The following is a 25,926-nucleotide window of genomic DNA, read 5'->3' on the forward strand; positions in this document are numbered from 1 at the left end:
CTCCATTTTGCGGCGCGGAATTCCTAGCGCCGGACGATTGACCTCAAGAGCCTCAATGCTACCGACAGTGAGGCCATGTCGTCGGCTTCCAGTGCGTTCACCTCGTCGAACATGCTCTTTGCCCTGCCCAACTGCTCGGCATTCTGTGCCTCCCAGTCCTTGAGCCGCGCATCCGGCGACCCGGTCTCGGACGTGGCGTCCAGCACCGCCGTCGTCATATCCGACACTGTTGAGTACAGGTCATCGCGCAGGGCTGCCCGCGCCAGTGCCTGCCACCGGTCCTGCCGGGGGAGGCTGCTGATGCGTTCCAGCAGCGAGTCGGCGTGGAACCGGTTGAACACGGTGTAGTAAACGGCTGCGATCTCCTCCACCCTGTCCTTCCGTGAGCGGGCGATCTTGGCGATGTCCAGCAGCACGAAGCTCTCGAACAGCTCGGCCCAGCGCAGCGCAAGGCCCTCCGGGAGTTCCCACTCGCGGCCCTTCGCCAGCCACCCCGCCACCCGCTCACGGTCGTCGCCGCGAAGGTAATCCAGGAGGCGGGCACGCATGGGATCCATCAGCGGCTTGAACTCTGCCACCACCTCGGCGATGGGGCGGGAAACACTTTCCTGGCTCAGCAGCCAGCGGACTGCCCGGTCCAGGAGCCGCCGGATGTCCAGGTGCACCGTGCTCCAGTGCTCCGTGGGGAAGGAGGCAGGCAGGCTGTTCAGCTCCCCGACCATCGCATCCAGCTCATACACTTCGCGCAGCGCGACAAAGGCCTTGGCCACGGCAACTTCGCTGGCGGATGTTTCCTCCATCACCCGGAAGGCGAAAGTGATGCCGCCAAGGTTGATCATGTCGTTGGCCACCACCGTGGCGATGATCTCGCGGCGCAGCGGATGCGTGTCCAGCTCGGCGTCAAAACGTTCACGCAGCTGATGCGGGAAGTAGGAACGCAGCGTGTCCCGGAACCAGGGGTCATCGGCAAGGTCGCTGTCCCGCAGGGCCGACGCCAGCTCGATCTTCGCGTAGGCGGCCAGCACTGACAACTCCGGAGATGTCAGCCCCTGCCCCTGCTGCAGCCGTTCCCGCAGCGTTTCCGTGGTGGGCAGCGCCTCCAGGTCGCGCTTCAGGTCGGCACTCTTCTCCAGCCAGTCCATGAGCCGTTCGTAACTCGGGCTCCATTCCGCCACCCGGGTCCGGTCGTTCAGGAGCAGGATGTTCTGGTCGATATTGTCTTCGAGGACCAGGCGGCCCACTTCATCGGTCATGGACGCAAGGAAATCTGCGCGTTCCGCCGCGGCCAGCTTGCCGGCGGCGACCATCCGGTCAACAAAGATCTTAATGTTGACTTCGTGGTCGGAGCAGTCCACACCGGCGGAGTTGTCGATGGCATCGGTGTTGAGGATGACCCCCTGCAGGGCTGCCTCGATGCGGCCGCGCTGGGTCATTCCCAGGTTTCCGCCTTCGCCCACTACCTTGACCCGCAGGTCGCGGCCGTTGACCCGGATGGCATCGTTGGCTTTGTCGCCCACCGAGGCGTTGGACTCGGAGGACGCCTTGACGTAGGTCCCGATTCCGCCGTTGTAGAGCAGGTCGGCGGGTGCCAGCAGGATGGCCCGCAGGAGTTCGGGCGGGCTGAGCTCGGTGGTTTCCGACGGGAGCCCCAGGGCGGCCCGCACCTCCGGGGACACGGGGATGGATTTGGCCTGGCGGGCGAAGACACCGCCGCCTTCGCTGATCAGCGACTTGTCGTAGTCGTCCCAGGAGGACCTGGGCAGGTCGAACAGCCTCTGCCGCTCCGTGAACGAGGATTCTTCATCCGGGTTGGGGTCAAGGAAGATGTGCCGGTGGTCAAATGCCGCGAGCAGGCGGATGTGCCGGGACAGCAGCATGCCGTTGCCGAACACGTCGCCGGACATGTCCCCCACGCCAACTACGGTGAAAGGTTCGGTCTGCGTGTCCAGGTCCAGCTCGCTGAAGTGGCGCTTCACCGATTCCCACGCGCCCCGTGCGGTGATGCCCATGGCCTTGTGGTCGTAGCCCACGGAACCGCCGGAGGCGAACGCGTCGCCCAGCCAGAAGCCATATTCCTCGGACAGTCCGTTGGCTATGTCTGAGAAAGTAGCCGTTCCCTTGTCCGCCGCGACCACAAGGTACGAGTCGTCGTCGTCATGCCGGACAACGTTCGACGGCGGCACAAGCCGCTCAGCATCGCCTTCAGTCAGGAGATTGTCAGTGAGATCCAGCAGGCCTCGGATGAATGTCTTGTAGCTCTCAACGCCTTCTGCCATCCAGGCCGCGCGGTCGGTGGCGGGGTCCGGAAGCTGCTTCGCGAAGAAGCCGCCCTTGGCGCCGGTGGGGACGATGACGGCGTTCTTCACCGTCTGCGCCTTGACCAGGCCCAGGACCTCGGTGCGGAAGTCTTCCCGCCTGTCGGACCAGCGGAGCCCGCCGCGGGCCACCTTACCGAACCGCAGGTGCACACCTTCGACGCGGGGGGAGTAAACCCAGATTTCGAACATGGGCCGCGGGAACGGCAGCCCATCGATGCGGGCGGGATCCAGCTTGAAGCTCAGGTGCGGCTTGTTCTGGTAAAAGTTGGTGCGGAGGGTGGCCTCGATGAGGTTGGCGAAGGTGCGCAGCACGCGGTCGGCATCGAGAGTGGCAACCTTTTCGATCGAAGCCGCCAGGTCCTGCCGCACGGAAGCCTGCGCCTCAGCGCGCTCGCCGTCGCTGATGGAGGGATCGAAGCGGGCCGCGAAGAGTGCGCTCAGCCCCCTGGTCACATCCGGGTTGGCCAGGAGGGTGTCCGCCATAAAGCCGAAGGAACTGCTGTTGCCCATCTGGCGCATGTACCGGGCGTAGGCACGCAGCACCGTGATCTGCCGCCATTGCAGCCCTTCCCGCAACACCAGGCGGTCAAAGTTGTCCGATTCCGCAGCGCCGGTGACGGCTGCGCCAAAGGAGTCGGCAAGAAGCCCGCCCGTGGACAGCGGGTCCACTCCGGCCGGGTACTTCAGGCCCAGGTCGTACAGGAAGAAGTCCCGGTGGTCCGCTGTTTCGATCTCAAAGGGACGCTCATCCAGGACCTCGAGTCCGAGGTTGTGGAAGTAGGGCAGGATCTGGCTCAGGCTCTTGGGCTCCAGCATGTAGAGCTTTACCCGGGCATCCTCCTCCAGTGTCGCACCGGCCCCTTCGGGAAGGTACACGTGCACGCCGGGACGGTCCTGCCGTGCGCCGGCACTCCTCTCGGCGGCGGCCCCGTACTTTTCGAACCGCGCAATGTCTTCGAGGGCGTCCTCTACTTCGTAGTCCACGCGGTAGCTGGCGGGGAAAGCCTCAGCCCAGGTGGCAGCGAGTTCCTTGGCCTCGGCTGGGTCCCGGCCTTCGCGCAGGACCTCGGCGATGCCTTCACTCCAGGACCTCGCCGCCCGGACCAGCCGCTTTTCCAGTTCGTCGCTGTTGACGTGGCTGACGTCGGCGTCCTTGGGCAGCCGAATGCGGAAGAACAGGCGCGCGAGTGCCGATTCGGTCATCCGGGCTTCGTAATCAATCGAGACTGCCTGGAAGGTCTCCCGCAGTTCCTGTTCGATCCGGAGCCTGACGTTGGTGGTGTAGCGGTCGCGGGGCAGGTAGACGACGGCGGACATGAAACGCCCGTAAATATCCGGCCTCAGGAACAGCCGGGTGCGCCGCCGCTCCTGCAGTTTCTGGATTCCGAGAGCGGTCGCGGCGAGATCGGGGATTTCGATCTGGAACAGCTCATCGCGGGGGTACGTCTCCAGGATTCCCAGGAGGTCCTTGCCCGAGTGCGAGTCCGGCGGGAAGCCTGCGTTCTGAAGCACGGCGTCCACCTTTTCCCGGACGATGGGAATGTCGCGGACGGAGCCGGCGTAGGCGCTGGTGGCAAAGAGGCCGATGAAACGGCGCTCGCCGTTGACGTTGCCCGCGGCGTCAAAGCTTTTGATGCCGATGTAGTCCAGGTAGGCCGAACGGTGCACCGTCGACCGTGAATTGGCCTTGGTGATGACGAGGGCACGCTTTTCCCGCGCCTTCTTGCGGCCCGTGTCGGTGAGGTGCTGGATGTGCGGGGAGTCAGCAGCCGCGCGGAGCAGCCCAAGGCCGCTGTCCTCGCGCAGTTCCAGGACGTCTTCGCCGTCAACGTTGAGCAGGTCGTATTCGCGGTAGCCCAGGAACGTGAAGTTCCCGTCGTCAAGCCAGCGCAGCAGGTCCTTGGCCTGCCTCAATTCGGCAATCTGCGCGGAGTTGGCCACCTTGTCCAGGCTTTCGGCGATTTCCCGCGCTTTTTGGCGCATCCTGGGCCAATCCTCGACGGCGGCCCTGACATCGTTCAGGACGCGCGTGAGGCCCGATAGCAGGGAAGCCTTCGCGTCGTCGGAAACGCGGTGGATTTCGACGGCGATCCACGACTCCATGTGCGAGGCATTTTCACCTTGCGCAATGAGGTGGGAAAGGTTGGGCATTGCCGCTGTGTCGCCGCTGGAAATGCCCAAGTGTGCCGGAACCCTGTTGACCTTGACCAGTTCGCCGGTTTCCCGGTTCCTGGTGGCCACGAATAGCGGGTGGACCACGAGTCTGATGGCTGCATGCTGCCGGACGAGTTCGGCGTTGACGGAGTCGACAAGGAACGGCATGTCGTCGGTGACAACAAAGATGACGCTGCTGTCCTCTTCGTCGATGATCGATATATTGGCCTGCCCCGGCTGCCGTACGGATGCTGCCCGGCGGTGCTCCTCGGCTCGGGCTTCCAAAACATCCCGGGGGTAGCTTCGGGCATCCTCCTCAGCCAGGTGCTGGTAGTAGTCCCCCATGAAACCTTCAAGGCCTTCAATGGAGAGGGGCTGGTCCTCCACACTGGATCCAGACGACATCGACAACGCCTCCATCAGAGATATTCGCTGCACCTTTGCAGCTCTTATGGCGAGCCTAGTCCTTTGCCCTGCGCCGTGGTGTGGAAGAAAACACAGAGGCTTTGGCTTTTCGCTGGCCTTGTGCACAAACGAGCCCCCGGATGGCGTGCCGGAGCGCAGAGTCCGGGGAAGCTTCGAGCAGCAGCGAGCCTGCCAGGAGGGCTGCATCGGCGGCGGCCGGGTCGTAGGGCAGGAACGCTTTGAGCTCTGAAGCGGGGCCGTACCGCTCCCAGGCATCCCGCAACTGCCGCTCGGGGTCTCTGCCCACGGAGGAGGACCGCACCTTGTTCATCACGACAGTAGGTGACGCCTGCGGCACAGCCCCTTCCAGTTCGGCGAGCGCACGCACCATCCGGGGTACGCCCACGGGATCAGCAGCACCAACGGCATAGACCTCGTCAGCCACTTCCAGCGGACGCAGTGTGGCGGCGTTGCGTCGCGGCGCCATGGTGTCGAAGCTCAGTTCCTCATCGGCCTCCAGGCAGAACCCGGTATCGACCACCACAACCTCCGCGATCTGGCGGGCCCGTTCAAGAACCAGCGCCAGGGCAGGGGCGCGCAACTCTGTCCATCTGTCCGCGCGGGTTATGCCCGTGAGCACCCGGAACGCTCCGGACGACGTGGCGACCGTGGCGGCAACCTTCCGGAGGGCATCCGGGTCCAGCAGGCCCTGGTCAGCGAGCCTGCACGCCTGGGCAACCCCGGCTGACTCATCCAGGAGACCCAGCACCGCCGCGACGCTGGCACCGTAGGTGTCGGCGTCGACCAGCAGGACGTCCCGGCCGTCCGCAGCCATCTCGCCGGCGATGTTCACCGCGATGGTGGTCCTGCCGGGTGACCCGGCCGGTCCCCAGACAACGATGAGCTTCCCGGCTGGGTGGTCCTCCTCGTCAGGCTCCGGCTGCACGGGATCAAGGGCCAGTGCAGCCCCTGTGTCGGCGGCAGCGCTCAGGCCGGCAGGCCGGGCAGCACCCGTCAGCTGGGCGACGGCATCGGCAATCCTGTCCGAGAGCTCGGCGGACTCGATCCCCGTCACCGCCGAGGCCACACCGATTTTGCGGAGCCTGGCTGCCTCTTCTGCATTGTCTGTCAGCGCAACGACTGCCACTCCAACAGCTCCAAGCCGGTCGATAAGGGAAGCAGTCAAGCCCTCGGACCCCTCAGCCACCACTGCAGCCCTTGCCAGGCCGCTCTGGCAAGCAGCGAGAAGTTCGGGAAGTTCAGTGCACCTTCTAACCACGGTCACCGGCCCGTGGAGCCTTTCGAGGCCGCCCACCAGATCCTCCCGGCTTTGGCCCACGGTGACAACCGGGATGCTCATCGCATGCCGCCGGGATTCCACACGACGGATATTTTTGCGTCGTTGGCCTGGGCACCCAGCAGCGCAGGCATCTGCTTGTCCTCTACCATGACCATCAGCACAGTGGTCTTTGACGAGCCGAGGGCAGTGGACCCCGTGGTGACCTCGGCAATTTCAGCTCCGGGAAGGATGAGCTTCGGCTCGCTGAATCCGTTCCTGGCGTCCGGCTGGGCCACCCAGACGTCCACCCGCGCACCGGCAACTGCCTGGGAGGGCAAGGTCTGCGCGATGTTGAGGGCTACGGGTTTCCGATCCAGCTGGTCCACCTCGCCAAGGCTGGCCTTGGGAACCAACTGGTCCTTGGCGATCCGCTGCACGGCGACGACATCCTGGGGCAGGCCGTCTTCCACAGTGATGTAGTGCTGCTCCGTATCACCCAGGCGGACCTTGGCGCGGACCACGTTCTCCGGCGTCAGGCGTTCACCCACAGCGATGCCGTCCCGTGCCGCAAAGACCTCGGTGGTGCGGTCCGCACTGCCGACCAGGAACGTAACCCCCGCAACAGACACGAGGACCAGGAGGACGCCCACCAGCAACCGCGGATCCTTCCACGATGGGCGCTTCAGCCGCGGTGCAGCGGCGCTTGCATCAGGAACCATACCGTTCTCCCCCTAGGTATACCGGGCCTGCCCGCTCTGGCCGGACTCCTCATTGTTACTGCAAGGCACCCGGAACAAAAGTCATTTACCTAAATACCGGCTATCTGTGGAAAACGGGCACAAACAACGTCATGTGATGGCAAAATGGGTGCATGCCAAGGTTCCTCACGCTCGCGGACGTCGCCGAGCAGCTCCAGATCAACTCACCTGCCGCGTACGCCTTGGTCCGCAGCGGTGAGCTGAAGGCCATTCAGGTGGGGGGCCGCGGGCAGTGGCGGGTCGAAGAGAAAATGCTGGAGCAGTACATCGAGGAACGCTATGCCGAGGCCAGCCGCATGATCCAGGAGTCACGCGCCAAGTCAGTGTGACGCCGCTACGCTCCGCGGGCTTTGCGTGACCTGATGATCGCCAGTGCCGTGAAAGGTACCGCTGAAACCTGGCCAACGCTTTGGGTCCTCCGTGCTTCGCCCGGAATCACCGCCGCCAGGTCTATGTAGTCCCGGCCAACCCGGTCAATGACGCCGTCCAGCCGTGCGGCCCCGGATCCCCCACCAATCGTGACGGTTACTTCGGTCCGATCCCGGGCTAGGGCCCGCAGGGAGTGGGCCAGTCCGATCGACCGGCGGACTGGTGAGTTCTCCGCCTGCACATGCCTGCCCAGGCCCACGTACCGCGCTGCGGCCGCGAAGGGAATCAGTCCTTGGTGCCGTTCTTCATCCAGGACCAGGGCATCAGCCCCGACGTGGGTCAGCTCCCCCTGTGCCGATTCGCCGCACAGCAGGTGGACCCCGATCCTGTAACCCACGGCGGCCCGCAGCCGGTCTTCGAGGCGCAGGCCAACCATCTCTGCCCGGGTCCGCTCGTTGATCTCGCTGTCGAGCGCAAGCCGGTCAGCCTCCGCAAGCTGGCTTTCCATGTCGTTGAAGAGTGCATCCCAGCGCATTCCGCCAGCGTAGGGTGCCGCATCCAACCCGTCAACGCGCATCTTTAATTCACTCCAACGTCTGGACAAAAGTTCGTTATCGGGTTCAGACTGTCTCAATCAGCATCAAACTGCATCAAAAGACATCAAGGTGGCGGATCATGGGATACTCCCGAAAGACAGGATGGTCCGATGCCGCCATGGCGTTGGCTCTGCTGGGGCTTGGGGTTGTGCTTTGCATCCTGGGGACTGGCCTGGTTGCCCAATGGCAGGACGGTGCCGCCCGCCGGCAGGACTTGTCCGTGGAGGTCCTCCTGGCGGCCGCCGCAACAGCTGCCGGCATCGGGCTATTGCTGTGGTGGGCTTTTGCGCTGTTGAGCGCAGGAGCCGCTGTCCTGCTGCAGCGGTCGGGACGTCGTCGGGCTGCGGCGGTGGCCCGCAGGCTCTCACCCGCGTTCATGCAAAGGGCAGTTGTTGCCGCCCTTTCGATCCAGCTGGTGGCCGGGGCTGCGGCACATGCCGCCACCGCTCCGGGGCCCGAGTGGACTCCACTACAGAACCAGTCCTCAGCGGCTCCCTCCAACCCTGCAACCATGGACGCTGTCCCGGCGCCCGGCCAGGGCGATGGCCCGGACATGCATACCCCGGTCCAACAGGTCCCGGCGGAAGTGCCAACGGCGGTTCGTGACGGTGCATCGCCGGCATGGCAACCCGCCGCAGCCCAGCCCACCGCCGCCACGGTCAACCCAGGATGGCAGCCGGCTTCCCCTGTGCTGGAACCCGGACTGCTCGCCGCTCCGCAAACCAGGGCCACGGCCGGTCCGGAGGCGGGCGGGAGCGAAACGGGTGGCGGGGCCGGTGTGGTGACAGTACTCGCCGGAGACACCCTATGGGACATCGTCGCGGCCCAATTGGGCCCGGAAGCATCGGACGTGGCCATAGCCCTTGAGTGGCCGCGGTGGTATGCAGCGAACCGGGGCCTGATCGGCGCGAGCCCGGACGTCCTGCTTCCAGGTCAAATCCTCCACGCCCCGGCGCCGTAGCCGCTGCCGACACCTTGCCGTGGGGCTTCCGGGGTCCGGCCATACAGAAGATCCCATCAGCGTGCCACCGAGCCGGACCGGAGTGCCCAACGTCAACTCCGCGCCGGCCCATTGGACCATCAGCTATTCGAACAAAAGGGGAACCACAATGACCGCTGCGACACCTGTCCGGGCCGTCCAGGACCCGGCTGCCAACACCGTAGACGGCGGGAGGGCCCGCGGGGAAAATGTGTCACCGCCAAGGACGGCGGCGCCGGCGGGTCAGTCGCACGGCGCGAACCCACCGTCCCTGCGGTCCGTAAGCGAAGCGGCGGAAGTCAGGGCCATTACCCGGGGGACGGTCCAGGCTGCCATGGAGGTCCTGGCCGGCATCCGTCCTGTCCACCAGTTGGCGCGGCGGCTCGATCCGCGGTGCCTGGCGTCGTTGCAGCACCGGGCGGCGCTGATCCGGCGCGAACTTACCAGGACAGGCAATCCCGCACTGGCCCGGCTCCACCGGAACTCCACGGTCCGCTCCGTACGGGTGTGCGAGGTGGCTGAGGGGATCTACGAGGCAAGTGCCGTGGTGGTGGATGACGTACGGGCCCGTGCCGTTGCCGTCCGGCTTGAGCGCAACAAGCAGGTCTGGCGAATCGTTGAACTCGTCATCGGCTGACCCAGTGGAAACGCCCGGGCGCCGGAAGATCCGCACAGTGCACCACGCAAACAGGGCAGGGACGCCTTGGTCCCTGCCCTGCTCACCACCGCCCTTGGGCGTCTACGGCTGTGCTGCTAGCGCTTTTTCTTTTTTGCCGGGCGCTTGGCAGCATCCTGTGCGGCTGCCTTGGCGGGGTTGCCGGAGCGTCCGCTGCCGGCCCGGGTTTCCACCCGGGTCTGGGTTCCGCCGCTCTCGCTGGGAGCCGTGTATTGCAGCTGCGCCGGCTGCTCGGGGGCCTCAAGCCCGGCGGCATGGACCTGCGGGTCCACGTGCTCGGTGTGTCCGCCGGCAGCATCCTGGACCACGACGTCCTGGGCCGGGGTTACTTCCACCTCGAGGTTGTAGAGGAAGCCCACGCTTTCCTCCCGGATGGCTTCCATCATGCTTTGGAACATGGCGAAACCTTCGCGCTGGTACTCCACCAGCGGATCACGCTGCGCCATGGCCCGCAGGCCGATGCCCTCCTTGAGGTAATCCATCTCGTAGAGGTGTTCCTGCCACTTGCGGCCAATGACGGAAAGGACCACGCGGCGTTCAAGCTCCCGCATGCTTTCGGATCCGATGACCTCCTCGCGGGCCCGGTACACCAGGCGGGCGTCGGAGAGGATCTCCTCCTTGAGCAGCTCAACGGTGATCCTGGACTTCCCGCCGGCCTCTTCGATGATTTCCTCGGGAGTAACGCTGACAGGATAGAGCGTCTTGAGGTTCGTCCACAGCTGGTGGAAGTCCCAGTCGTCGCCGTTTCCTTCCGCGGTGGCGGCGTCGATCAGCGCAGTGATGGTGTCCTCGATGAAGTACTGCACCTTCTCGTGCAGGTCATCGCCTTCGAGGATGCGACGGCGGTCACTGTAGATGGCTTCGCGCTGGCGGTTGAGGACGTCGTCGTACTTCAGCACGTTCTTGCGCTGCTCGGCGTTGCGGCCTTCCACCTGTCCCTGGGCAGAGGCGATGGCCCGGGATACCAGCTTTGATTCGAGCGCAACGTCGTCCGGCACGGAGCTGTTCATGAGCCGTTCCGCAGCCCCGGAGTTGAAGAGGCGCATGAGGTCATCGGTCAGCGACAGGTAGAACCGGGACTCACCGGGGTCGCCCTGGCGGCCGGACCGGCCGCGGAGCTGGTTGTCGATGCGGCGTGATTCGTGGCGTTCGGTGCCCAGGACGTACAGGCCGCCGAGGTCCAGGACTTCCTCGTGTTCATCCTTGACGGACTGCTTGGCTGCCTCGAGCGCCGTGGGCCACGCGGCTTCGTACTGTTCGGAGTTCTCCTCCGGATCCAGCCCGCGCTTGGCGAGTTCGGCGACGGCCGTGAATTCGGCGTTACCGCCCAGCATGATGTCAGTGCCGCGGCCGGCCATGTTGGTGGCCACGGTGACGGCACCCTTCCGGCCTGCCTGGGCGACGATGGCAGCTTCCCGGGCGTGGTTCTTGGCGTTCAGGACCTCGTGGCGGATGCCTTCCTTGGCGAGCAGCTTGGACAGGTACTCGCTCTTCTCCACGCTGGTGGTGCCCACGAGGACGGGCTGGCCTTTTTCGTGCCGTTCGGCGATGTCGCGCACCACGGCGTCGAACTTTACAACCTCGTTCTTGAACACGAGGTCCGACTGGTCAATCCGCTGCATGTCCCTGTTGGTGGGGATGGCCACGACGCCGAGCTTATAAGTGCTCATGAACTCGGCCGCCTCAGTCTCGGCGGTACCCGTCATTCCCGACAGTTTGCCGTACATACGGAAGTAGTTCTGCAGCGTCACGGTGGCCAGGGTCTGGTTTTCCGCTTTGATCTCGACGCCTTCCTTGGCCTCGATCGCCTGGTGCATGCCTTCGTTGTAGCGCCGGCCCGCCAGGATGCGGCCCGTGTGCTCGTCAACGATCAGCACTTCGCCGTCCAGGATGACGTAATCCTTGTCCCGCTTGAACAGTTCCTTGGCCTTGATGGCATTGTTCAGGAACCCGATCAGCGGAGTATTGGCGGATTCGTACAGGTTGGAAATGCCAAGGTAGTCCTCGACCTTTTCGATCCCGCTCTCCAGGACGCCCACCGTGCGCTTCTTTTCGTCGACCTCGTAGTCCTTTTCGGACTGAAGCCGGAGCACCACTTTTGCGAATTCGCTGTACCAGCGGTTGGTGTCCCCCTGCGCAGGGCCGGAGATGATCAATGGCGTGCGTGCCTCATCAATGAGGATGGAGTCAACTTCGTCGACGATGGCGAAGTTGTGGCCGCGCTGGACCAGTTCGGTCCGGTCCCACGCCATGTTGTCCCGCAGGTAGTCGAAACCAAACTCGTTGTTGGTCCCGTAGGTGATGTCGGCGGCATACTGCTGGCGGCGAACGGCCGGATCCTGGTTGGCGAGGATGACGCCGCTGGTCAGGCCCAGGAACCGGTAGACGCGGCCCATGAGTTCGGACTGGTATTCGGCGAGGTAGTCGTTGACCGTGACGACGTGGACACCCTTGCCGGTGAGGGCATTGAGGTAAGCGGGAGCGGTCGCCACCAGGGTCTTGCCTTCACCGGTCTTCATTTCAGCGATGTTGCCCAGGTGGAGGGCAGCGCCACCCATCAGCTGGACGTCGAAGTGCCGCATCCCCAATGTGCGGGAGGACGCCTCGCGCACTGCTGCGAAGGCTTCGGGAAGCAGGTCGTCAAGCTTCTCGCCATCCTGGTGGCGAGCCCGGAGGCGGTCCGTCTCCTCACGCAGTTCAGCGTCGGTAAAGGTCTTAAAGGAGTCTTCGAGGGCGTTGATGGAATCGGCATAGTTCCGCAACTGCCGGAGTGTTTTCTTGTCACCCGTGCGGAGAATTTTTTCGATAAGTGATGCCACGTGAAGATGCTCCCAGTCTGATGCCGCCGAATTCTGGCGTGTTCAGTCTACGGGAGACACACGCAGCCGGTGCCCCTTTTCCCTGAGAGCGGATACTCCCTGGAGCGGTGCCAGCTCCAGGGACAGACCTGCGGCCAGGTCCCCTCCCTGCCCCACTTCCACCTCCGGCAGGCCAAGCCATTGGGCCATGAGCACCAGTTCGGCAGCGAGTTCGACGGCGGTATCAGGCGGTGCGTCAGGCTCGGCGAACGCGGACCTCACCAGCAACCGGCCGCTTGCCCGGTCCGCTTTCAAATCCACCCGGGCCACGATGCTGTCGCGCAGCAGGAAAGGCAGCACGTAGTAGCCGAACCGCCTCTTGGGCTCTGGAGTGTAGATCTCGATCCGGTAGTGGAAACCGAAAAGTTCGGACAGCCGCCGCCGCTCAAAGACCAGGGAATCGAACGGGCTCAACAACGCCCGGCCGGTGGCGCGCTGCGGCAGCACCGAGTCCACATGCCGGTAGATCTTCCGCTCCCAGCCCGCCACGTTGACCGGTTCCAGCCTGCCTTGCTCCACGAGGTGCTCAACGGCCAGCGCTGTAGCCTTGACCGGAATCCGGAAGTAGTCGGCGAAGCAGCGGACGCTGCCGATTCCGTGGGCCTGTGCGGCCGCGTCCGTCAGGCGGCGCAGTGCGGCCACTGGATCCTCTTCCCGTGCCGCGGGGGCCGGGTATGGGAGGACCTTGGCGGTCAGCGTGTACCTGCGCTCGAACTGCCCGGTCCTGGAGGCTGCCGATACCAGTCCTTCTTCGAAGAGGTGTTCAAGGACCCGCTTTACGGCGTTCCAGTTCCACCCCCAGTTGTCCGCCTGCTTTTCCTCGACATGCCCAATCCGTGCCGTCAGTTCCGATGCCGTCATGGGCCGGGACCGGGCGAGGACCGCCAGGATTCTGGCCGCAACGTCGTTGCGGAGCACGGGGTCCAGGCGGGAGGCGCCCACCCAGGCCCGCTTTTGCCATAGGAGAAGGTCCTGGTAATGCTCCGGCCGTATGTAGCTTGCCTCGTGCGCCCAGTATTCAAGCATCCGGCGCGGATGGCGTCCGGACATGCGTTGCAGGATGTCGCGGTCGTAGTTGCCAAGGCGGGAGTAGAAGGGCAGGAAGTGGCTGCGGACCAGGACATTCACGGAATCGATCTGGACGAGCTGGAGACGGGCAAAGGTACGGCCCACCGTCCGTGCTGTCACGGGGCCGGTGGGCCGTCCTTTGTGGAGTCCCTGCGCTGCCAGCGCGATCCGCCGTGCCTGGTTAAGGCTCAGCGATGCCGGCAATTCAGTCCTCTCCGGTGGGTGATTCCACGTTAAGCGTTGGCGGGGGCGTCATCCGAGCGGTAGGCAAGGATCTTTTCCTCCACGACAGTGTCCCCTGGTTCGCATTCGTGGTCCAGGGTAATGACGCCATAGGTCCAGCCGCGGCGGCGGTAAACGACGGAGGGCGTGTTGGTGGCCTTGTCCACGAAGAGATAGAAGTCGTGGCCCACGAGTTCCATATTGTCCACGGCGTCGTCAAGCGTCATGGAAGCAGCGGGAAAGACCTTGCGCCGGATCAATACCGGCGATTTCCCGGCCGGGATGTCATTTTCGACATCGTAGGGGGATTTTTCTTCCGTTGCCAGGCCGGTTTCGCTCCTGCGGTTGGCCTCAAGGTACAGCGGTTCGTGCGCGCTGGCGGGCTCGAGTGTGGCGGTTGCTTCACGGACAGCCTTGGGGGTGTGACGGCCATGGTGGACCTTCTTACGGTCCTTCGCGCGCCGGAGCCGCTCAAGCAGTTTGTTGTAGGCGAGGTCAAAGGCGGCAAATTTGTCTGCGGCACTCGCTTCGGCACGGATTACAGGGCCCCGGCCCAGGACTGTCACCTCGACGGTCAACTGGTCGCCGGTCTGCCGGGCGTTGGTCTCCTTGGAGACTTTGGTATCGACCCGCTGGATCTTGTCACCAAGCGATTCGATCTTTGCGATCTTTTCCCCGGCATATTCGCGGAACCGGTCTGAAACTGTCAGATTTCGTCCGCTGATCATAAACTCCATGGTGCCCTCCAAATGACTTCGGTGACACGACGGCGGCGCTTCCTTGGGCCGGGCTGCCTGACAGTCGAGCCCCTCTCCGAGCCGCCATCGAAAGGTACATTCTGTTCTTGGTACCCACCACCGACGTTAGTTCATAGCCACCCGTTATTCATCCTTTCCCGGTTTATTTTTTTCTAAGTCGTGGTGTCTCCCGTGCGGTCGGGGGGCCGGAGCGCCGGGGTCCGCGGCGTCGGGCGGGCGTGTCGCCGCAAGCACGACGGCGCCCCTTACCCGGGCGCCGGCTCGGTGCAGGGCACGGGCCGCTTCTCCAAGGGTGGCGCCGGTTGTCAGGACGTCGTCGACGATGATGCAGGGCCGTCCCAGGACCTTTGCGCCGGCTCCGGATTTGATCTGCATGGAGCCCCGGACGCGTTGCGAGCGGGCTCCCCTACCCAGGCCTTTTTGGCCACCCGGTCCTTTTTGGCCAGCCAAACCCTGGTGGTTGCCAGGGCTTTTGTGGCTGCCGGGCCACCAGGAGTTGGCAGCCGGCTTTTTGCCCAGGACATCTGCGACGTCGAGGCCTGGAAGCTGCCGTGCCGCCTCTTTCAGGAGCACGTGGACCGGGCTGAACCCCCGGGTGACATATGCCGCTGTGCCGGTGGGCACCGGAACCAGCAGGAACCCATTGCCGCCTTGGGCTGCTGCCCTGACTGCCACGGCGAGTGCCCGGCCAAGGCTCCTGCCAAGCTGGTGTTGGCCGTACCGTTTGAACGACAGCAGGCCCTGTGCCAGCTCGTCCCGGTACACACCAGCTGCCACCACGGGGAGCATGACGGTCCCGTCGACATCCATCAGCGCCGGCGCTCCGCTTTCCGCCCGGAAAGGTTGCCTGGTCAGTTGGCGGATGCGGCTGCCGCATGGCGCGCAAAGCGTCCGGTCCTCGGCCCCGCAGCAGACGCAGTCCACCGGCACTGCCAGGGCAACGAGGTCTGCCGCTGCGCCGGACAACCAGTCAGCAAGACGCAGGAGGGCAACCGGGTGTTCGCCCCTGTGCAGAGCCTGCCAGGGCGGCGGCGGTTGAAGGTCCGGGTCCATTCTCCAGGTCCGTCGACGGCCAGGACCAGTTGCGCCTCTTTCGCCGGAGCTGCCGTTCATTCCCCCAGCATGCATCAGACCCCGGCACAAGCGGGGGCACCGCTTGGGCTATGTGGATAAGGCGGACGGCCGCGTCAGCCCGGAAACGCAGGGTCGATGGGGCCCTTGATTTGGGGCGACCAGCCGTTGCCCAGGCGCTGGAAGATGCCCTCTGCGGACTGGACGTAGATGTCGTCGGCACCATTGCCTGCACTGATGGCCACCAGGCCGGGCCATGGGGCCAGCTGCTGCGGTTGACCGGAGGTGAGGGACAACAGCTCCGGTGTGACGTTTGCACCGGCTGCCGCCTTCATGACGGCAACGGTGGTCCCGTTCACCCACACCCCCTGGTCGGGATCGCCGGCACTGACCAGAGTGATGGGCGTGGTCAGTTCGCGCGGCGTGCCGTCACCGGCCCGGATCACGCCGGTCACCTGCACCTTGGACTTCCCGTTCTGCTCGGAAATGACCAGCGCGCGCACGCCGTCCCGTGAAATGCGGAGTTCCTTCACGGTCCGGCCGGCAAGCCATGACGGTGCGAGTGTCACGGATGGCACAGGCGCGCCCTCGGCCACCCCGGTGGGGTGGAACGCGACGACTTCGGTGGCACCCGCGGCACCCGGCCCGGCCGTCCACACCCAGTCGTTGACACTGAACGACGGCCGGCTGAGGGTGCTCCGGGTGGTCAGGGCGCGCGCAGGCTGGCCGGGAGTGATGCTGTACAGGGTGGTGCGGCCGTCATTGAGGAAGGCCGCAGCCTGCGACACCGATGATTCGGCAGGGTAGCGCGGGTTGAGCGCCGAAACCGGCTGCATGTCGGGCAGCGGCGAAACACGGTTGTTTTCGTAGCGCACCAGCTCGTTGCCACTGATGGCGATCTGGCGGGAAGGCACGGTTTTGTCCAGGACCGGAGGAAGGACAGATCCGTTATCCTCCACCCGGACCAGGTCCTGGTTGGCACGCAGCTCCACGTTGACCACATCAGGCTGGCTGCGGAAGGTCAAGGTCAGTTGCATCTGCATGCGCAGCCGGTCCTCCGCCGAGGTTTCCGTCAGCTCCTTCGCCGTCAGATCCACCTGCGCGGCCCCGGACACCACCGGGACGGATTCACGGGCCAGCTTGATCCCCGAGGGAAACGCGCTGGCGACGGCGCCACGGAGATAGGGAGCGGGGCCCGCCAGCAGTGCGCTGGTCATGGCCTTGACGGTCTTGTTCTTCAGGAACCAGCGGACGTCCGGGATGGCGTAGGTGAACGTGGGGTCGTAAAAGTAGATGGGGTACGCGCCGTAGATCACCTTGAACGTTTCCTCCGCGATGGCGGTCCCGTCCGGAATTGCGGATATCCGCCACTCGCCGTCCACCTGGGTCACCGTCACGGGAATGCGTTCCACTGTGCCCGGTGGGGACTGGGTGGCGATGCCGTCGGCGTCCACCGTGTAGGAGACATCCAGCTCGTAGTTGAAGACGTTTTCGGTGCCCGTGGGGACAACGCGTGCTTCCCGGTAGACCAGCGCGCGTTTGTCCGGTTTCCAGGACACGGCCGATGCCTGCGTCAGGTACTGGCGGGCCACCGCGTAGTCGTCCTCGTAGCCGCTGCCGGCCCGGTAGAAGTAGTCGATGATGGTCTCAGGTGACGCACCGGGCTGGGGCGCGGCCGGAAGGAAGACGGGTGCGTTGACGTTGCCTGCGCTGCTTTCGCTGCTCTTCCCCACCGGGCCGGATGTGGGGATCCTCGCGCAGCCCGACAGGAGGACGATCAGCAGGGCGAGCAGTGCCGCCGGGTACCTGGAGTGGCGCATGGTGGCCCTCATGGTGTCTCCTCGGGGGCCCGGGGTGCAGCAGGCCTGGCTCCACCGGTCTGCAACAGCACCATGTTCTTGTAGTCCTGTTCGGCAGGTATGCTCCCCGGTGCTCCGGGCATCGTGGCGTCCTTCGGTTCCAGCTGTACGGGCGACTCCGTGATTTCGCCATCCTGGCGCAGTGGAAGGGTCAGCCGGAAGTTGGCGCCGTCGCCCTTCCTGCCCCAGGCCTGCAGCCATCCATGGTGCAGCTTGGTGTCCTCCATGGCGATGGACAGCCCCAGGCCGCTGCCTCCGGTGGTGCGTGCGCGCGCTGGGTCGGCACGCCAGAATCTGTCGAAGACCCGGGCAGCCTGGGCCTGGTCCATTCCTATCCCATGGTCCCTGACGGCAACGCCCACTGCCGTCTCGTTGGCCGCAACCGTGACGGTCACCGGTTTGCCCTCGCCGTGCTCCACCGCGTTCAGGATCAGGTTGCGCAGGATCCTGTCGATCCTCCGCGCGTCCATTTCAACGATCACGGCATCCGCGGGGGCCGTGTAAAGGATTTCCGACCCATACTCCGCCGCTACCGGCGCCGCCCCCTCAATGACGTGGGCGATCACCTGGAGGAGATCCTCCGGTTCAGCATCCAGGACCGCCACGCCTGCATCGAAGCGGCTGATTTCGAGGAGGTCCGAGAGGAGGGACTGGAACCGCTCCACCTGGTTGTAGAGCAGCTCTGCCGAGCGCTTGTTGATGGGGTCGAAATCGTCACGCGCGTCGTACAGGACTTCTGCGGCCATGCGGACGGTGGTCAGCGGCGTCCGCAGCTCGTGCGAGACGTCGGAGACAAAGCGCTGCTGCATCTGCGAGAGCGTTGCCAACTGGGTGATCTGCTCCTGCAGGCTGGCCGCCATGTGGTTGAAGGAGGCACCAAGGCGGGCCACTTCGTCCTCGCCTTTCACCACCATCCGCTCCTGCAGCTGCCCGGCTGCGAGCTTCTCGGAAACCATGGCGGCGTGGCTCACCGGGCTGACCACGTTGCGCGTGACGTACCAGGCGACGGCGCCGATCAGCAGGACCAGTACCGCACCGCCGGCCCAGAGGACGCTTTGGATCTCATTCAGTGTCTGCTGTGCCGTGTTGAGGTCGTAGATCAGGTAGAGCTCATAGACGGTGCCGTTGAAGGTCACTTTGTTCCCGACGGCGATTCCCGGCCGGTCCTCGGTCCCCACGGGGATAACGGTGGATGCCCAGTACTGGTCCTTTCCGGACTCCTGGACTGCCTTCCGCAGGTCAGGGGGAATGACGCTGACCGTCAGCTGGTCCGACGCGCGGGACTCCACCCAGCGGTTGCGGGGTTTGGTCTGGTTGGGCATCGCCTCGAAGACGTAGCGCCGTTGGATGACCGAGCCCCGCCCTTCGACGGCGCTGAGCGTGTCTGATACCAGGGTGATGACGCTGGACTGGTCGGTGACCTGGGCGCCGTCGAACGTCTCCTGCACCTGCTTGACGTTGTAGCGCGTCTCCGACTCTGCCTGCGTCAGCCGCTCCTGGAACAGGTTGTTGGCGATCTGGTTGGACAGGTAGGCGCCGACGACCGCGAAGGAGGTCACGGCCAGCATCAGGGTGGTGAGAACGGTGCGGAACTGCAGGGACCGGCGCCAGCGCTGCTGCAGTGCCCGGCCCAGGTACCGCAGCCCCGGAAGGAAGCGGCGGACACCGGTCCGCACCAGCCGTGCCACGCGGAGCGCCACGATTAAGGCGCGCCGCTGCCAGATCCGTGCGCGGAAGGCGATATGCCGCAGACCGGGAGTTCCGGTATTGCCGGGTCCGGGCGCGTCGGTCTCTTCACTGCGCTGGACAGTACTGCCCTGCCCGCCGTCGTCCTGGCTCAAGCCTTGATCCGCGGAATGCGGCGTTGCGCGCCGGTCCGGTTCCCCGTCCTGCGCGGCGGGGTCAGACCCCTGCTTTGTAGCCGACACCACGCACCGTCAATACAACTTCCGGAGCTTCCGGGTCCTGCTCGATCTTGGACCGCAGGCGCTGGACATGGACGTTGACCAGGCGGGTATCGGCGGCGTGGCGGTAGCCCCACACCTGCTCCAGCAGCAGTTCCCGGGTGAAGACCTGCCAGGGCTTGCGGGCCAGGGCCACCAGGAGGTCGAATTCCAGCGGCGTCAGGGAGATCCGCTCGCTGCCCCTGCTGACGGTGTGCCCGGCGACGTCGATGGTGATGTCCGCGATCTTGAGCGTTTCGGGTGCCTTCTGGTCCCCCGGGCGGAGGCGGGCGCGCACGCGTGCCACCAGTTCGGCGGGCTTGAACGGCTTCGGCACGTAGTCGTCAGCACCGGATTCCAGTCCGCGGACGACGTCGGAGGTATCAGATTTGGCGGTCAGCATGACGATGGGAACATCGGACTCGCCCCGAATCTGGCGGCAGACTTCGATGCCATCCATGCCGGGAAGCATAAGGTCGAGCAGGACAAGATCCGGCCGCGATGAACGGAAAATGTCGAGGGCCTGGGCGCCGTCAGCGCAAAAGACCGGCTCGAAGCCGTCGTTACGGAGGACAATTCCAATCATCTCGGCCAGCGCTTCGTCATCGTCTACCACCAGAATGCGTGCCTTCATAGCTATATATTCCCTTATCGGGATGGGTTTGTCCTGTTGAGCGGCCTCCCGGCATGGCGGGACACTAGGCCGCCCGACGCCGGAACTATAGTCTTGGGGTCACGCCCTGCTTTGCCGGCGCGCCCCTTTGGGCGGGCCGGCTGCGGGGCAGGCGGACTGATATGGGGGAGGAAATCAGTGTCACCACAGGAGCCGCAGCGCGGGGATCCAACGCCGGAGTGGCCGGGCAAAGGCCATGACGACGGCGGGACCGCGGCTGCCGAGGGACCCGGCCAGGTGCCGCCTGCCTGGGATCGGCCGTGGGCGCCCCCGGCAGGGCAGGTAACGGACGCCGCACAGCAAGAAGACACCGCACAGCAAGAAGACACCGCGCAGCAAAAGGATACGGCGCAACAAACGGGCAGCCCGCAGCATAAGAATGCGGCGCAGGAGTGGGCCGCAGGACAGCCGGGGCAGCAGGCACCCTGGTGGGAGGAGCGGCGGGCGTGGCAACAGCAGTCGCCGCCGCAACCGCAGCCGTGGCAAGAGCGCGGACCGTACCCGAACGGGAACGTTCCCTACCGCGGAAGCACACCGTCCGGCACTCCCTACGGTGGGCAGCCCTACAACGGTTCTCCCCACAATGGACCGTCCTACACTGGCTCCCCTTACGGGAGTCCGCCGTATCCTTCCCCGTCCGCCGGCGCCGCTCCGTACGGGGCCTCCCCCTACGGCGCCTCCCCTTACGGACAGCCGCGCTATGTCGCCCCGCCCAAGCCGGGCATCATTCCCCTGCGGCCGCTGATGTTCGGGGAAATCCTGGATGGCTCGTTCCAGGCCCTCCGGCGCAACGCCAAGGCGATGCTGGGCGCAGGCCTCCTGGCGCAGTCCCTGTCGGCTATCCTCGCCGCAGTGCTCACGGGAGTGGTCGCGACGTCATCCGGGTCCATTGAAGCCTGGGCGAAGACGGCCAGCAGGACTGACGTCGCGTCGCTGGGGATTGGGCTGATAGCCGGGTTCGCCGTGCTGTCCATCCTGTCCGTGTTCATGTCCGTGGTCCTCCAGGGCGCCATGGTGGTCCCCGTAGCGCGGTCGGTCCTGAACCGGCCTACCGGCTTCCGGCGCATGGTGTCGCTGGTGCGGTCACGGATCGGGGCGCTGATTCGGCTGGCCGCGGTGCTGGTGGCCGCTGCCGTGGCCGCCATGGCGCTATTCTTCACCCTCATCGTGCTCCTGCTCTCCAATGTCCGCGGCGCGGCCTCACTGCTGGTCATCCCCCTGATGATGGGCTTCGTCGTGCTGTTCCTCTGGGTGGCGGTCAAGCTCATGGTGGCGCCTGCCGCCGTCGTCATCGAAGAACTCGGCGCCATTGCGGGACTTAGCCGCTCGTGGGCCCTCACCCGGGCCAACTGGTGGCGCATCCTTGGCATCACCCTGGTAGTGGGAATCCTGGTGGCAGTTATCACCCAGGTGGTGTTGATCCCTGCAAGCCTCCTCCCCACGGTCCTGTCCGGAGTCGTCTCGCCGCACGGCGGCAGCGGACAGGACGCAACGCTGACTGTGGCCATCGGCATCATTACCGCGGTAGTCGGAGCCTTGGTGGGCGCAGTGGGCTACGCCTTCCAAACGTCTGTCATGGCGTTGCTCTACATGGACCTGCGGATGCGCAAGGATGGACTGGATATCGCGCTCCTGCGCGGCCTGGAGACCGGAGCGGATCCCGACGGCATCCCCGGCCGGAACGCCGAGGCCGGGCGCACTCCGTACCCCGGGCATGGAACGGCGCCAGGGGCATGGCCGTATGGCCGCTGAACCGCCAGTGCTCCCCGGCGCCGACGAGGCACGGCGATGGGCGGCAGAAGAGCTGGCCAAACCTGAATACCGGGACGCCGCCCCGTCCTGGCTGGACACCCTGTGGCGGAACTTCCTTGACTGGCTGCAGTCCCTGGACGGCTCCCAGGGGGACGCCGCTCTGGTACCCAGCCCCGTCATTGCCCTCGTCATTGCTGCCATCATCGCGGCCGCCGTCCTCCTTGCCCGCCCCCGGCTGAACGCGCGGGCCCGGCAGGCCAAGGACGTCTTCGAAAGGGAAACCGCCCTGGCCGCTGCGGACTACCGGAACCGCGCGGAAGCCGCCGCCGACGCCGGACTGTGGGGGGACGCCGTCGTCGACCGTTTCCGAGCCGTGGTCCGCAGCGCAGAGAACAGGACCATCCTCGATCCCCAGCCAGGCAGGACCGCCGACGAGGCCGCGCAGGCATTGTCAGTGCCGTTCTCCGGCGAGTCCGGGCGCCTGGCCAGGGCAGCGGCCACTTTTGACGGCATCCGCTACGGAAACAGGGCAGCAGGCACTGCGGACTACCAGGAAATGGTGGCGCTTGACGCGGCACTGGACGCCATGAAGCCCGCGGCCGGCAGCCCGGTGTTGCAGTTATGAGCGGGGCGACCATGGCGGGCACGGAGCCTGGCAAGGACACGGATTCTGCACACAAAACGCGCCAGTCCCCCGGACCTCCGACGCCGCGCGGGAAACTCTCCGCCGGCAAGTTTCTGACCTGGCTGCGGCGCCACAAGGGCGTCGCAGCAGCGGCAACGGTGGTGGCGGCTGCGCTGGCCCTGGTCATCGCCACGCAGCTCGCGCCCAAGGGTGACACCGTCCGTCTCTCAGTCCACAATGCCGGACCCGAGGGCGCCAGGGCACTGGCGGAAATCCTGGGCCGGCACGGAGTTTCGGTCCATACCCCCGGCCGGTTCGACGCCGCCCTGGATGACCTTCGCTCGGGCTCCTCCCCCACCCTCCTGCTCTACGACCGGAACGGCGTCCTGGACGGGCAGCAGCTGGCCGGCCTTGTGGCTGCCGCTGACCGCGTCGTGGTGGTCACCCCCAGGCTGGAAACCCTCGCTGACCTGGAGAGCGGCATCCACCAGGCCGGCGTCGTCCCTGATTCCTCCCCTGTCCTGGACCCCGGTTGTGCCGAGCCGGACCCGGAAGCAGCCGGACAGGTCACCGGCCGGCAGGGATACGTGTACGACGGCGGGACCACCTGCTACCGGGCGGCAGGAACCGCGGGGATGCTTGCCGTCAGCGACGACGGCGGGCTGGCCGTACTGGGCAGCACGGCAGTCCTGGGCAACGACAAACTGGACGAGCTGGGAAACGCCGCGCTGGCGGTCCGGCTGCTTGGCACGTCGCCGGACCTCGTCTGGTACCTGCCCTCGATCGAAGACGCAGCGGCGGGCGGATCCGGGAAAACCCTCGATGACCTTGCACCGGGCTGGGCCCGCTTCCTGGGCCCCTGGCTGCTGGTGGTGGCGTTCGCTGCCATCATGTGGCGCGGCCGCCGCCACGGCCCGTTGGTGTTCGAGCCGTTGCCGGTGGTGGTCAAGGCTGTTGAAACTGCAGAAGGACGTGCCCGGCTTTACCAGGACTCACGTGCCCTTGAACAGGCCCGGGACAACCTTCGGGCCGGCCTGCTGGTGCGGCTCGCCGGAAAACTGAGGCCGGGCCCAGGCGCAACCGCCGAGGACACCATTGCCGCGGCGGCCCGGCTGCTCGGCAGGGATGCAGCCGGCGTCCGCACGTTGGTCAACGAACGCCCCACAACCGAAGCCCGGCTGGTGGCCTGGTCGCAGGCGCTGGACAAACTTGAGAAAGAGGTCATGACCCGATGAGTGAACAGAGCAGTGGGCCGGGGGTCCTTAACCCCCTGGACGCCAACAACAGGATGGACGACGACGGCGCGCGGCAGGCGCTGCTGGCCGTCCGCCGCGAGGTGGCAAAGGCGGTGGTGGGGCAGGACGCCACGGTCACGGGCCTGCTGATTGCCCTGCTTTCGCAGGGACATGTGCTGCTGGAAGGAGTACCCGGTGTTGCCAAGACCCTGCTGGTCAGGGCGCTTTCCTCCGCCCTGAGCATGGACACCAAGCGGGTGCAGTTCACTCCCGACCTCATGCCGGGCGACGTCACCGGCTCGTTGGTCTACGACTCCCATACGTCAGAGTTCAGCTTTCGGGAGGGGCCCGTCTTTACCAACCTCCTGCTGGCCGACGAGATCAACCGGACCCCGCCCAAGACCCAGGCCTCCCTTCTCGAGGCCATGGAAGAGCGGCAGGTGTCCGTGGACGGAGTGTCCAGGCGGCTGCCGGCGCCGTTCCTGGTGGCAGCCACCCAGAACCCGGTGGAGTACGAGGGGACCTATTCCCTGCCGGAGGCGCAACTGGACCGGTTCCTGCTCAAGCTCACCATGCCCCTGCCCGGGCGCGGTGAGGAAATCGAGGTGATCCGCCGGCATGCTGCCGGCTTCGATCCCCGCGACCTGGCAGCAGCAGGCGTCCGGCCGGTGGCAGGCGCGGAGGACCTGGAACGGGCCCGCGAAGCAGTGGCCCGGGTGGCCGTGGAACCGGAAATCATCGGCTACATCGTTGACCTGGTGCGCGCCACCAGGGCCGCCCCCTCGTTCCAGCTTGGCGTCTCACCGCGCGGCGCCACTGCCCTGCTCAATACCTCCAGGTCCTGGGCCTGGCTCTCCGGGCGTCCTTTCGTCACCCCGGACGACGTCAAGGCGCTGGCCCTGCCCTGCCTGCGGCATCGGGTGGCCCTGCAGCCCGAAGCCCAGATGGACGGGGTCCGGGTGGACGACGTCCTGGGCAGCATCCTGGCCTCCGTCCCCGTTCCGCGCTGATGGCCATCTCGGGGCGCTTCGTGGCGGTGGTGCTGCTGGGCGTGGTGCCGGTGCTGCTGTTCCCGGGATGGCTGACCGTACTCGCCGTGGCTGCCGTCCTCGCGGCCCTGCTGGGCGCTGACCTGCTGTTTGCTGGATCCCCCAGACTGGTGAGTGCGGTACGTGCGGAGCCGGAGAACGTCACGCTCAATAACGCGGTGGAGGCAGTCCTCACGCTCCGCAACGGAGGTTCCCGCAGGCTCCGGGGCTCGTTCAGGGACGGGTGGCAACCTTCCGCCGGGGCGCAGGACCCTGTCCAGGACATCGACGTCCCCGCCGGCGAAAGCAGGCGGTTCGCGGTCAGGCTCCGGCCTGCCCGGCGGGGGGACCTCAAGGCGCCACACGTGACAATCCGCTCCTATGGTCCGCTCAGCCTGGCAGCCCGGCAGCGGACCATCGGGTGCCCCGGCTCGGTGCGGGTACTGCCGCCCTTCCATTCGCGCCGGCACCTGCCCTCAAAGCTGCGGAAGCTGCGCGAACTCGATGGGAAGGCCGCCGTCCAGATCCGCGGTGCCGGCACAGAGTTCGATTCCCTGCGCGACTACGTCCGCGGTGATGACGTGCGGTCCATCGACTGGCGCGCCACAGCCCGGCGCTCCTCGGTCGTGGTCCGCACCTGGCGGCCGGAACGGGACCGCCGGGTGGTCATGGTCCTCGATACCTCCCGAACCTCCGCGGCGAGGATCGCTGACGAAACCCGGCTGGACACCGGGATCGAGGCTGCACTCCTCCTGGGCGTCCTTGCCGAACGGGGCGGCGACAGGGTGGACTTCCTGGCCTTTGACCGCAGGACCCGGGCGCGGGCAGGTTCTGCAGGCCAGGGCGACATCCTGGGCCGGCTGGTCCAGGCCATGGCTCCCCTCGAAGCGGAGCTGATCGAGATGGACTGGCCAGCCGTGCCGGCACAGGTCCGCGCCGTCTCCGCGCACCGGTCACTCGTGGTGCTGCTGACAACACTGGACAGCGGAGCACCCGAAGAAGGCCTCCTCCCGGTGGCGGAGCGGCTGGCCAGCCAGCACGTCGTGGTGGTGGCGGCCGTCCGCGACCCCCAGCTGGGCACCATGCTCCGGGAACGCAACGACGCCACCGGCGTGTTCCGTGCGGCCGCCGCCGAGCGCGCCCTCCTGCAGCGCGCGGCGGTCACCGCCGAACTGCGCCGCTACGGCGTCGAGGTGGTGGACGCCGAGCCCCATGACCTGCCGCCCCGGCTCGCGGACATGTACATCCGGCTCAAGGCTGCCGGTAGATTGTGAAGCTGGAGGCCGACAGCGCCGCCGCA

General features: G+C 66.0%; 19 protein-coding genes. 8 read left to right on the plus strand and 11 right to left on the minus strand.

All coding sequences use genetic code 11. The features are described from left to right. Positions 1 to 23: 23 nt before the first annotated feature. From ACR65J_RS02825 to ACR65J_RS02835, 3 genes are read right to left on the minus strand one after another with little or no spacing between them, the layout of a single operon-like run. Positions 24 to 4,877, minus strand: a complete 4,854-nt coding sequence (locus ACR65J_RS02825; RefSeq protein ID WP_440165891.1) for an NAD-glutamate dehydrogenase — start codon at positions 4,875 to 4,877, stop codon at positions 24 to 26. A 55-nt stretch (positions 4,878 to 4,932) separates the two neighbouring features. Continuing rightward, positions 4,933 to 6,237 carry a CpaE/TadZ family protein gene (locus ACR65J_RS02830; RefSeq protein ID WP_440165893.1) on the minus strand — a complete coding sequence of 435 codons (1,305 nt, stop codon included), beginning with the start codon at positions 6,235 to 6,237 and terminating at the stop codon, positions 4,933 to 4,935. Beyond that, positions 6,234 to 6,875, minus strand: coding sequence for a hypothetical protein (locus tag ACR65J_RS02835; protein WP_440165895.1), 642 nt, complete (start codon positions 6,873 to 6,875; stop codon positions 6,234 to 6,236). Before ACR65J_RS02835 ends, ACR65J_RS02830 begins: the two co-directional genes overlap by 4 nt. A 152-nt stretch (positions 6,876 to 7,027) precedes the next feature. On the opposite strand from ACR65J_RS02835, the gene ACR65J_RS02840 reads away from it, so the two are divergent. After that, the gene (locus ACR65J_RS02840) at positions 7,028 to 7,243 is read left to right on the plus strand and encodes a helix-turn-helix domain-containing protein (protein WP_440165897.1); all 216 of its coding nucleotides are present in this window, start codon (positions 7,028 to 7,030) and stop codon (positions 7,241 to 7,243) included. Positions 7,244 to 7,248: 5 nt separating this feature from the next. Here ACR65J_RS02840 and ACR65J_RS02845 read toward each other — a convergent pair whose 3' ends face one another. Next, complete coding sequence (locus ACR65J_RS02845; protein ID WP_440165899.1) at positions 7,249 to 7,818, minus strand: hypothetical protein; 570 nt, start codon at positions 7,816 to 7,818, stop codon at positions 7,249 to 7,251. Positions 7,819 to 7,958: 140 nt separating this feature from the next. Between ACR65J_RS02845 and ACR65J_RS02850 the strand changes: the two genes are divergently transcribed. Next, complete coding sequence (locus tag ACR65J_RS02850; protein WP_440165901.1) at positions 7,959 to 8,840, plus strand: LysM peptidoglycan-binding domain-containing protein; 882 nt, start codon at positions 7,959 to 7,961, stop codon at positions 8,838 to 8,840. Between the two features lie 148 nt (positions 8,841 to 8,988). Beyond that, the gene (locus tag ACR65J_RS02855; protein WP_440165903.1) at positions 8,989 to 9,495 is read left to right on the plus strand and encodes an Rv3235 family protein; all 507 of its coding nucleotides are present in this window, start codon (positions 8,989 to 8,991) and stop codon (positions 9,493 to 9,495) included. 116 nt (positions 9,496 to 9,611) lie between these two features. Here ACR65J_RS02855 and secA read toward each other — a convergent pair whose 3' ends face one another. The 7 genes from secA to mtrA all read right to left on the minus strand — a co-directional run bounded on the left by secA (position 9,612) and on the right by mtrA (position 19,947). Beyond that, positions 9,612 to 12,353 (minus strand): preprotein translocase subunit SecA, encoded by a 2,742-nt coding sequence (secA, locus tag ACR65J_RS02860; RefSeq protein WP_440165905.1) that lies wholly within the window; start codon positions 12,351 to 12,353, stop codon positions 9,612 to 9,614. 42 nt (positions 12,354 to 12,395) lie between these two features. Then, complete coding sequence (locus ACR65J_RS02865; protein ID WP_440165907.1) at positions 12,396 to 13,664, minus strand: winged helix-turn-helix domain-containing protein; 1,269 nt, start codon at positions 13,662 to 13,664, stop codon at positions 12,396 to 12,398. A 29-nt stretch (positions 13,665 to 13,693) separates the two neighbouring features. After that, positions 13,694 to 14,419 carry a ribosome hibernation-promoting factor, HPF/YfiA family gene (gene hpf, locus ACR65J_RS02870; RefSeq protein WP_440165909.1) on the minus strand — a complete coding sequence of 242 codons (726 nt, stop codon included), beginning with the start codon at positions 14,417 to 14,419 and terminating at the stop codon, positions 13,694 to 13,696. Positions 14,420 to 14,563: 144 nt separating this feature from the next. Beyond that, complete coding sequence (locus tag ACR65J_RS02875; protein ID WP_440165911.1) at positions 14,564 to 15,493, minus strand: ComF family protein; 930 nt, start codon at positions 15,491 to 15,493, stop codon at positions 14,564 to 14,566. A gap of 134 nt (positions 15,494 to 15,627) precedes the next feature. Further along, entirely contained in the window at positions 15,628 to 17,343 is a 1,716-nt protein-coding gene (locus ACR65J_RS02880) for an LpqB family beta-propeller domain-containing protein (protein WP_440165913.1), read from the minus strand. Then, positions 17,340 to 19,112, minus strand: coding sequence for an MtrAB system histidine kinase MtrB (gene mtrB / locus ACR65J_RS02885; RefSeq protein WP_440166643.1), 1,773 nt, complete (start codon positions 19,110 to 19,112; stop codon positions 17,340 to 17,342). Before mtrB ends, ACR65J_RS02880 begins: the two co-directional genes overlap by 4 nt. A 160-nt stretch (positions 19,113 to 19,272) precedes the next feature. After that, complete coding sequence (gene mtrA / locus ACR65J_RS02890) at positions 19,273 to 19,947, minus strand: MtrAB system response regulator MtrA (RefSeq protein ID WP_141159962.1); 675 nt, start codon at positions 19,945 to 19,947, stop codon at positions 19,273 to 19,275. A gap of 177 nt (positions 19,948 to 20,124) precedes the next feature. Here mtrA and ACR65J_RS02895 point away from each other — a divergent pair, with 177 nt between their 5' ends. From ACR65J_RS02895 to ACR65J_RS02915, 5 genes are read left to right on the plus strand one after another with little or no spacing between them, the layout of a single operon-like run. Next, a complete protein-coding gene (locus ACR65J_RS02895; protein ID WP_440165915.1) occupies positions 20,125 to 21,738 on the plus strand; it encodes a DUF7847 domain-containing protein in 1,614 nt (537 codons plus the stop codon). Beyond that, complete coding sequence (locus tag ACR65J_RS02900; RefSeq protein WP_440165918.1) at positions 21,728 to 22,363, plus strand: DUF4129 domain-containing protein; 636 nt, start codon at positions 21,728 to 21,730, stop codon at positions 22,361 to 22,363. Before ACR65J_RS02895 ends, ACR65J_RS02900 begins: the two co-directional genes overlap by 11 nt. Next, positions 22,360 to 23,598, plus strand: a complete 1,239-nt coding sequence (locus ACR65J_RS02905; RefSeq protein ID WP_440165920.1) for a DUF4350 domain-containing protein — start codon at positions 22,360 to 22,362, stop codon at positions 23,596 to 23,598. Before ACR65J_RS02900 ends, ACR65J_RS02905 begins: the two co-directional genes overlap by 4 nt. Then, positions 23,595 to 24,608 carry an AAA family ATPase gene (locus tag ACR65J_RS02910; RefSeq protein WP_440165922.1) on the plus strand — a complete coding sequence of 338 codons (1,014 nt, stop codon included), beginning with the start codon at positions 23,595 to 23,597 and terminating at the stop codon, positions 24,606 to 24,608. The genes ACR65J_RS02905 and ACR65J_RS02910 overlap by 4 nt, the downstream gene beginning before the upstream one ends. Further along, entirely contained in the window at positions 24,608 to 25,900 is a 1,293-nt protein-coding gene (locus ACR65J_RS02915) for a DUF58 domain-containing protein (protein ID WP_440165924.1), read from the plus strand. The genes ACR65J_RS02910 and ACR65J_RS02915 overlap by 1 nt, the downstream gene beginning before the upstream one ends. Positions 25,901 to 25,926: the final 26 nt, after the last annotated feature.

It is taken from the genome of Arthrobacter sp. SAFR-044 (assembly GCF_059414985.1).

Bases quoted from the DNA above. Each gene is read 5' to 3' on its own strand.
- ACR65J_RS02855 (WP_440165903.1), top strand. From the start codon at position 8,989: ATGACCGCTGCGACACCTGTCCGGGCCGTCCAGGACCCGGCTGCCAAC.
- ACR65J_RS02905 (WP_440165920.1), top strand. From the start codon at position 22,360: ATGAGCGGGGCGACCATGGCGGGCACGGAGCCTGGCAAGGACACGGAT.
- ACR65J_RS02875 (WP_440165911.1), bottom strand. From the start codon at position 15,493: ATGGACCCGGACCTTCAACCGCCGCCGCCCTGGCAGGCTCTGCACAGG.
- ACR65J_RS02845 (WP_440165899.1), bottom strand. From the start codon at position 7,818: ATGCGCTGGGATGCACTCTTCAACGACATGGAAAGCCAGCTTGCGGAG.
- ACR65J_RS02910 (WP_440165922.1), top strand. From the start codon at position 23,595: ATGAGTGAACAGAGCAGTGGGCCGGGGGTCCTTAACCCCCTGGACGCC.
- mtrA (WP_141159962.1), bottom strand. From the start codon at position 19,947: ATGAAGGCACGCATTCTGGTGGTAGACGATGACGAAGCGCTGGCCGAG.
- ACR65J_RS02915 (WP_440165924.1), top strand. From the start codon at position 24,608: ATGGCCATCTCGGGGCGCTTCGTGGCGGTGGTGCTGCTGGGCGTGGTG.
- ACR65J_RS02880 (WP_440165913.1), bottom strand. From the start codon at position 17,343: ATGAGGGCCACCATGCGCCACTCCAGGTACCCGGCGGCACTGCTCGCC.
- hpf (WP_440165909.1), bottom strand. From the start codon at position 14,419: ATGGAGTTTATGATCAGCGGACGAAATCTGACAGTTTCAGACCGGTTC.
- ACR65J_RS02900 (WP_440165918.1), top strand. From the start codon at position 21,728: ATGGCCGCTGAACCGCCAGTGCTCCCCGGCGCCGACGAGGCACGGCGA.
- ACR65J_RS02825 (WP_440165891.1), bottom strand. From the start codon at position 4,877: ATGTCGTCTGGATCCAGTGTGGAGGACCAGCCCCTCTCCATTGAAGGC.
- ACR65J_RS02835 (WP_440165895.1), bottom strand. From the start codon at position 6,875: ATGGTTCCTGATGCAAGCGCCGCTGCACCGCGGCTGAAGCGCCCATCG.
- ACR65J_RS02840 (WP_440165897.1), top strand. From the start codon at position 7,028: ATGCCAAGGTTCCTCACGCTCGCGGACGTCGCCGAGCAGCTCCAGATC.
- ACR65J_RS02850 (WP_440165901.1), top strand. From the start codon at position 7,959: ATGGGATACTCCCGAAAGACAGGATGGTCCGATGCCGCCATGGCGTTG.
- ACR65J_RS02830 (WP_440165893.1), bottom strand. From the start codon at position 6,237: ATGAGCATCCCGGTTGTCACCGTGGGCCAAAGCCGGGAGGATCTGGTG.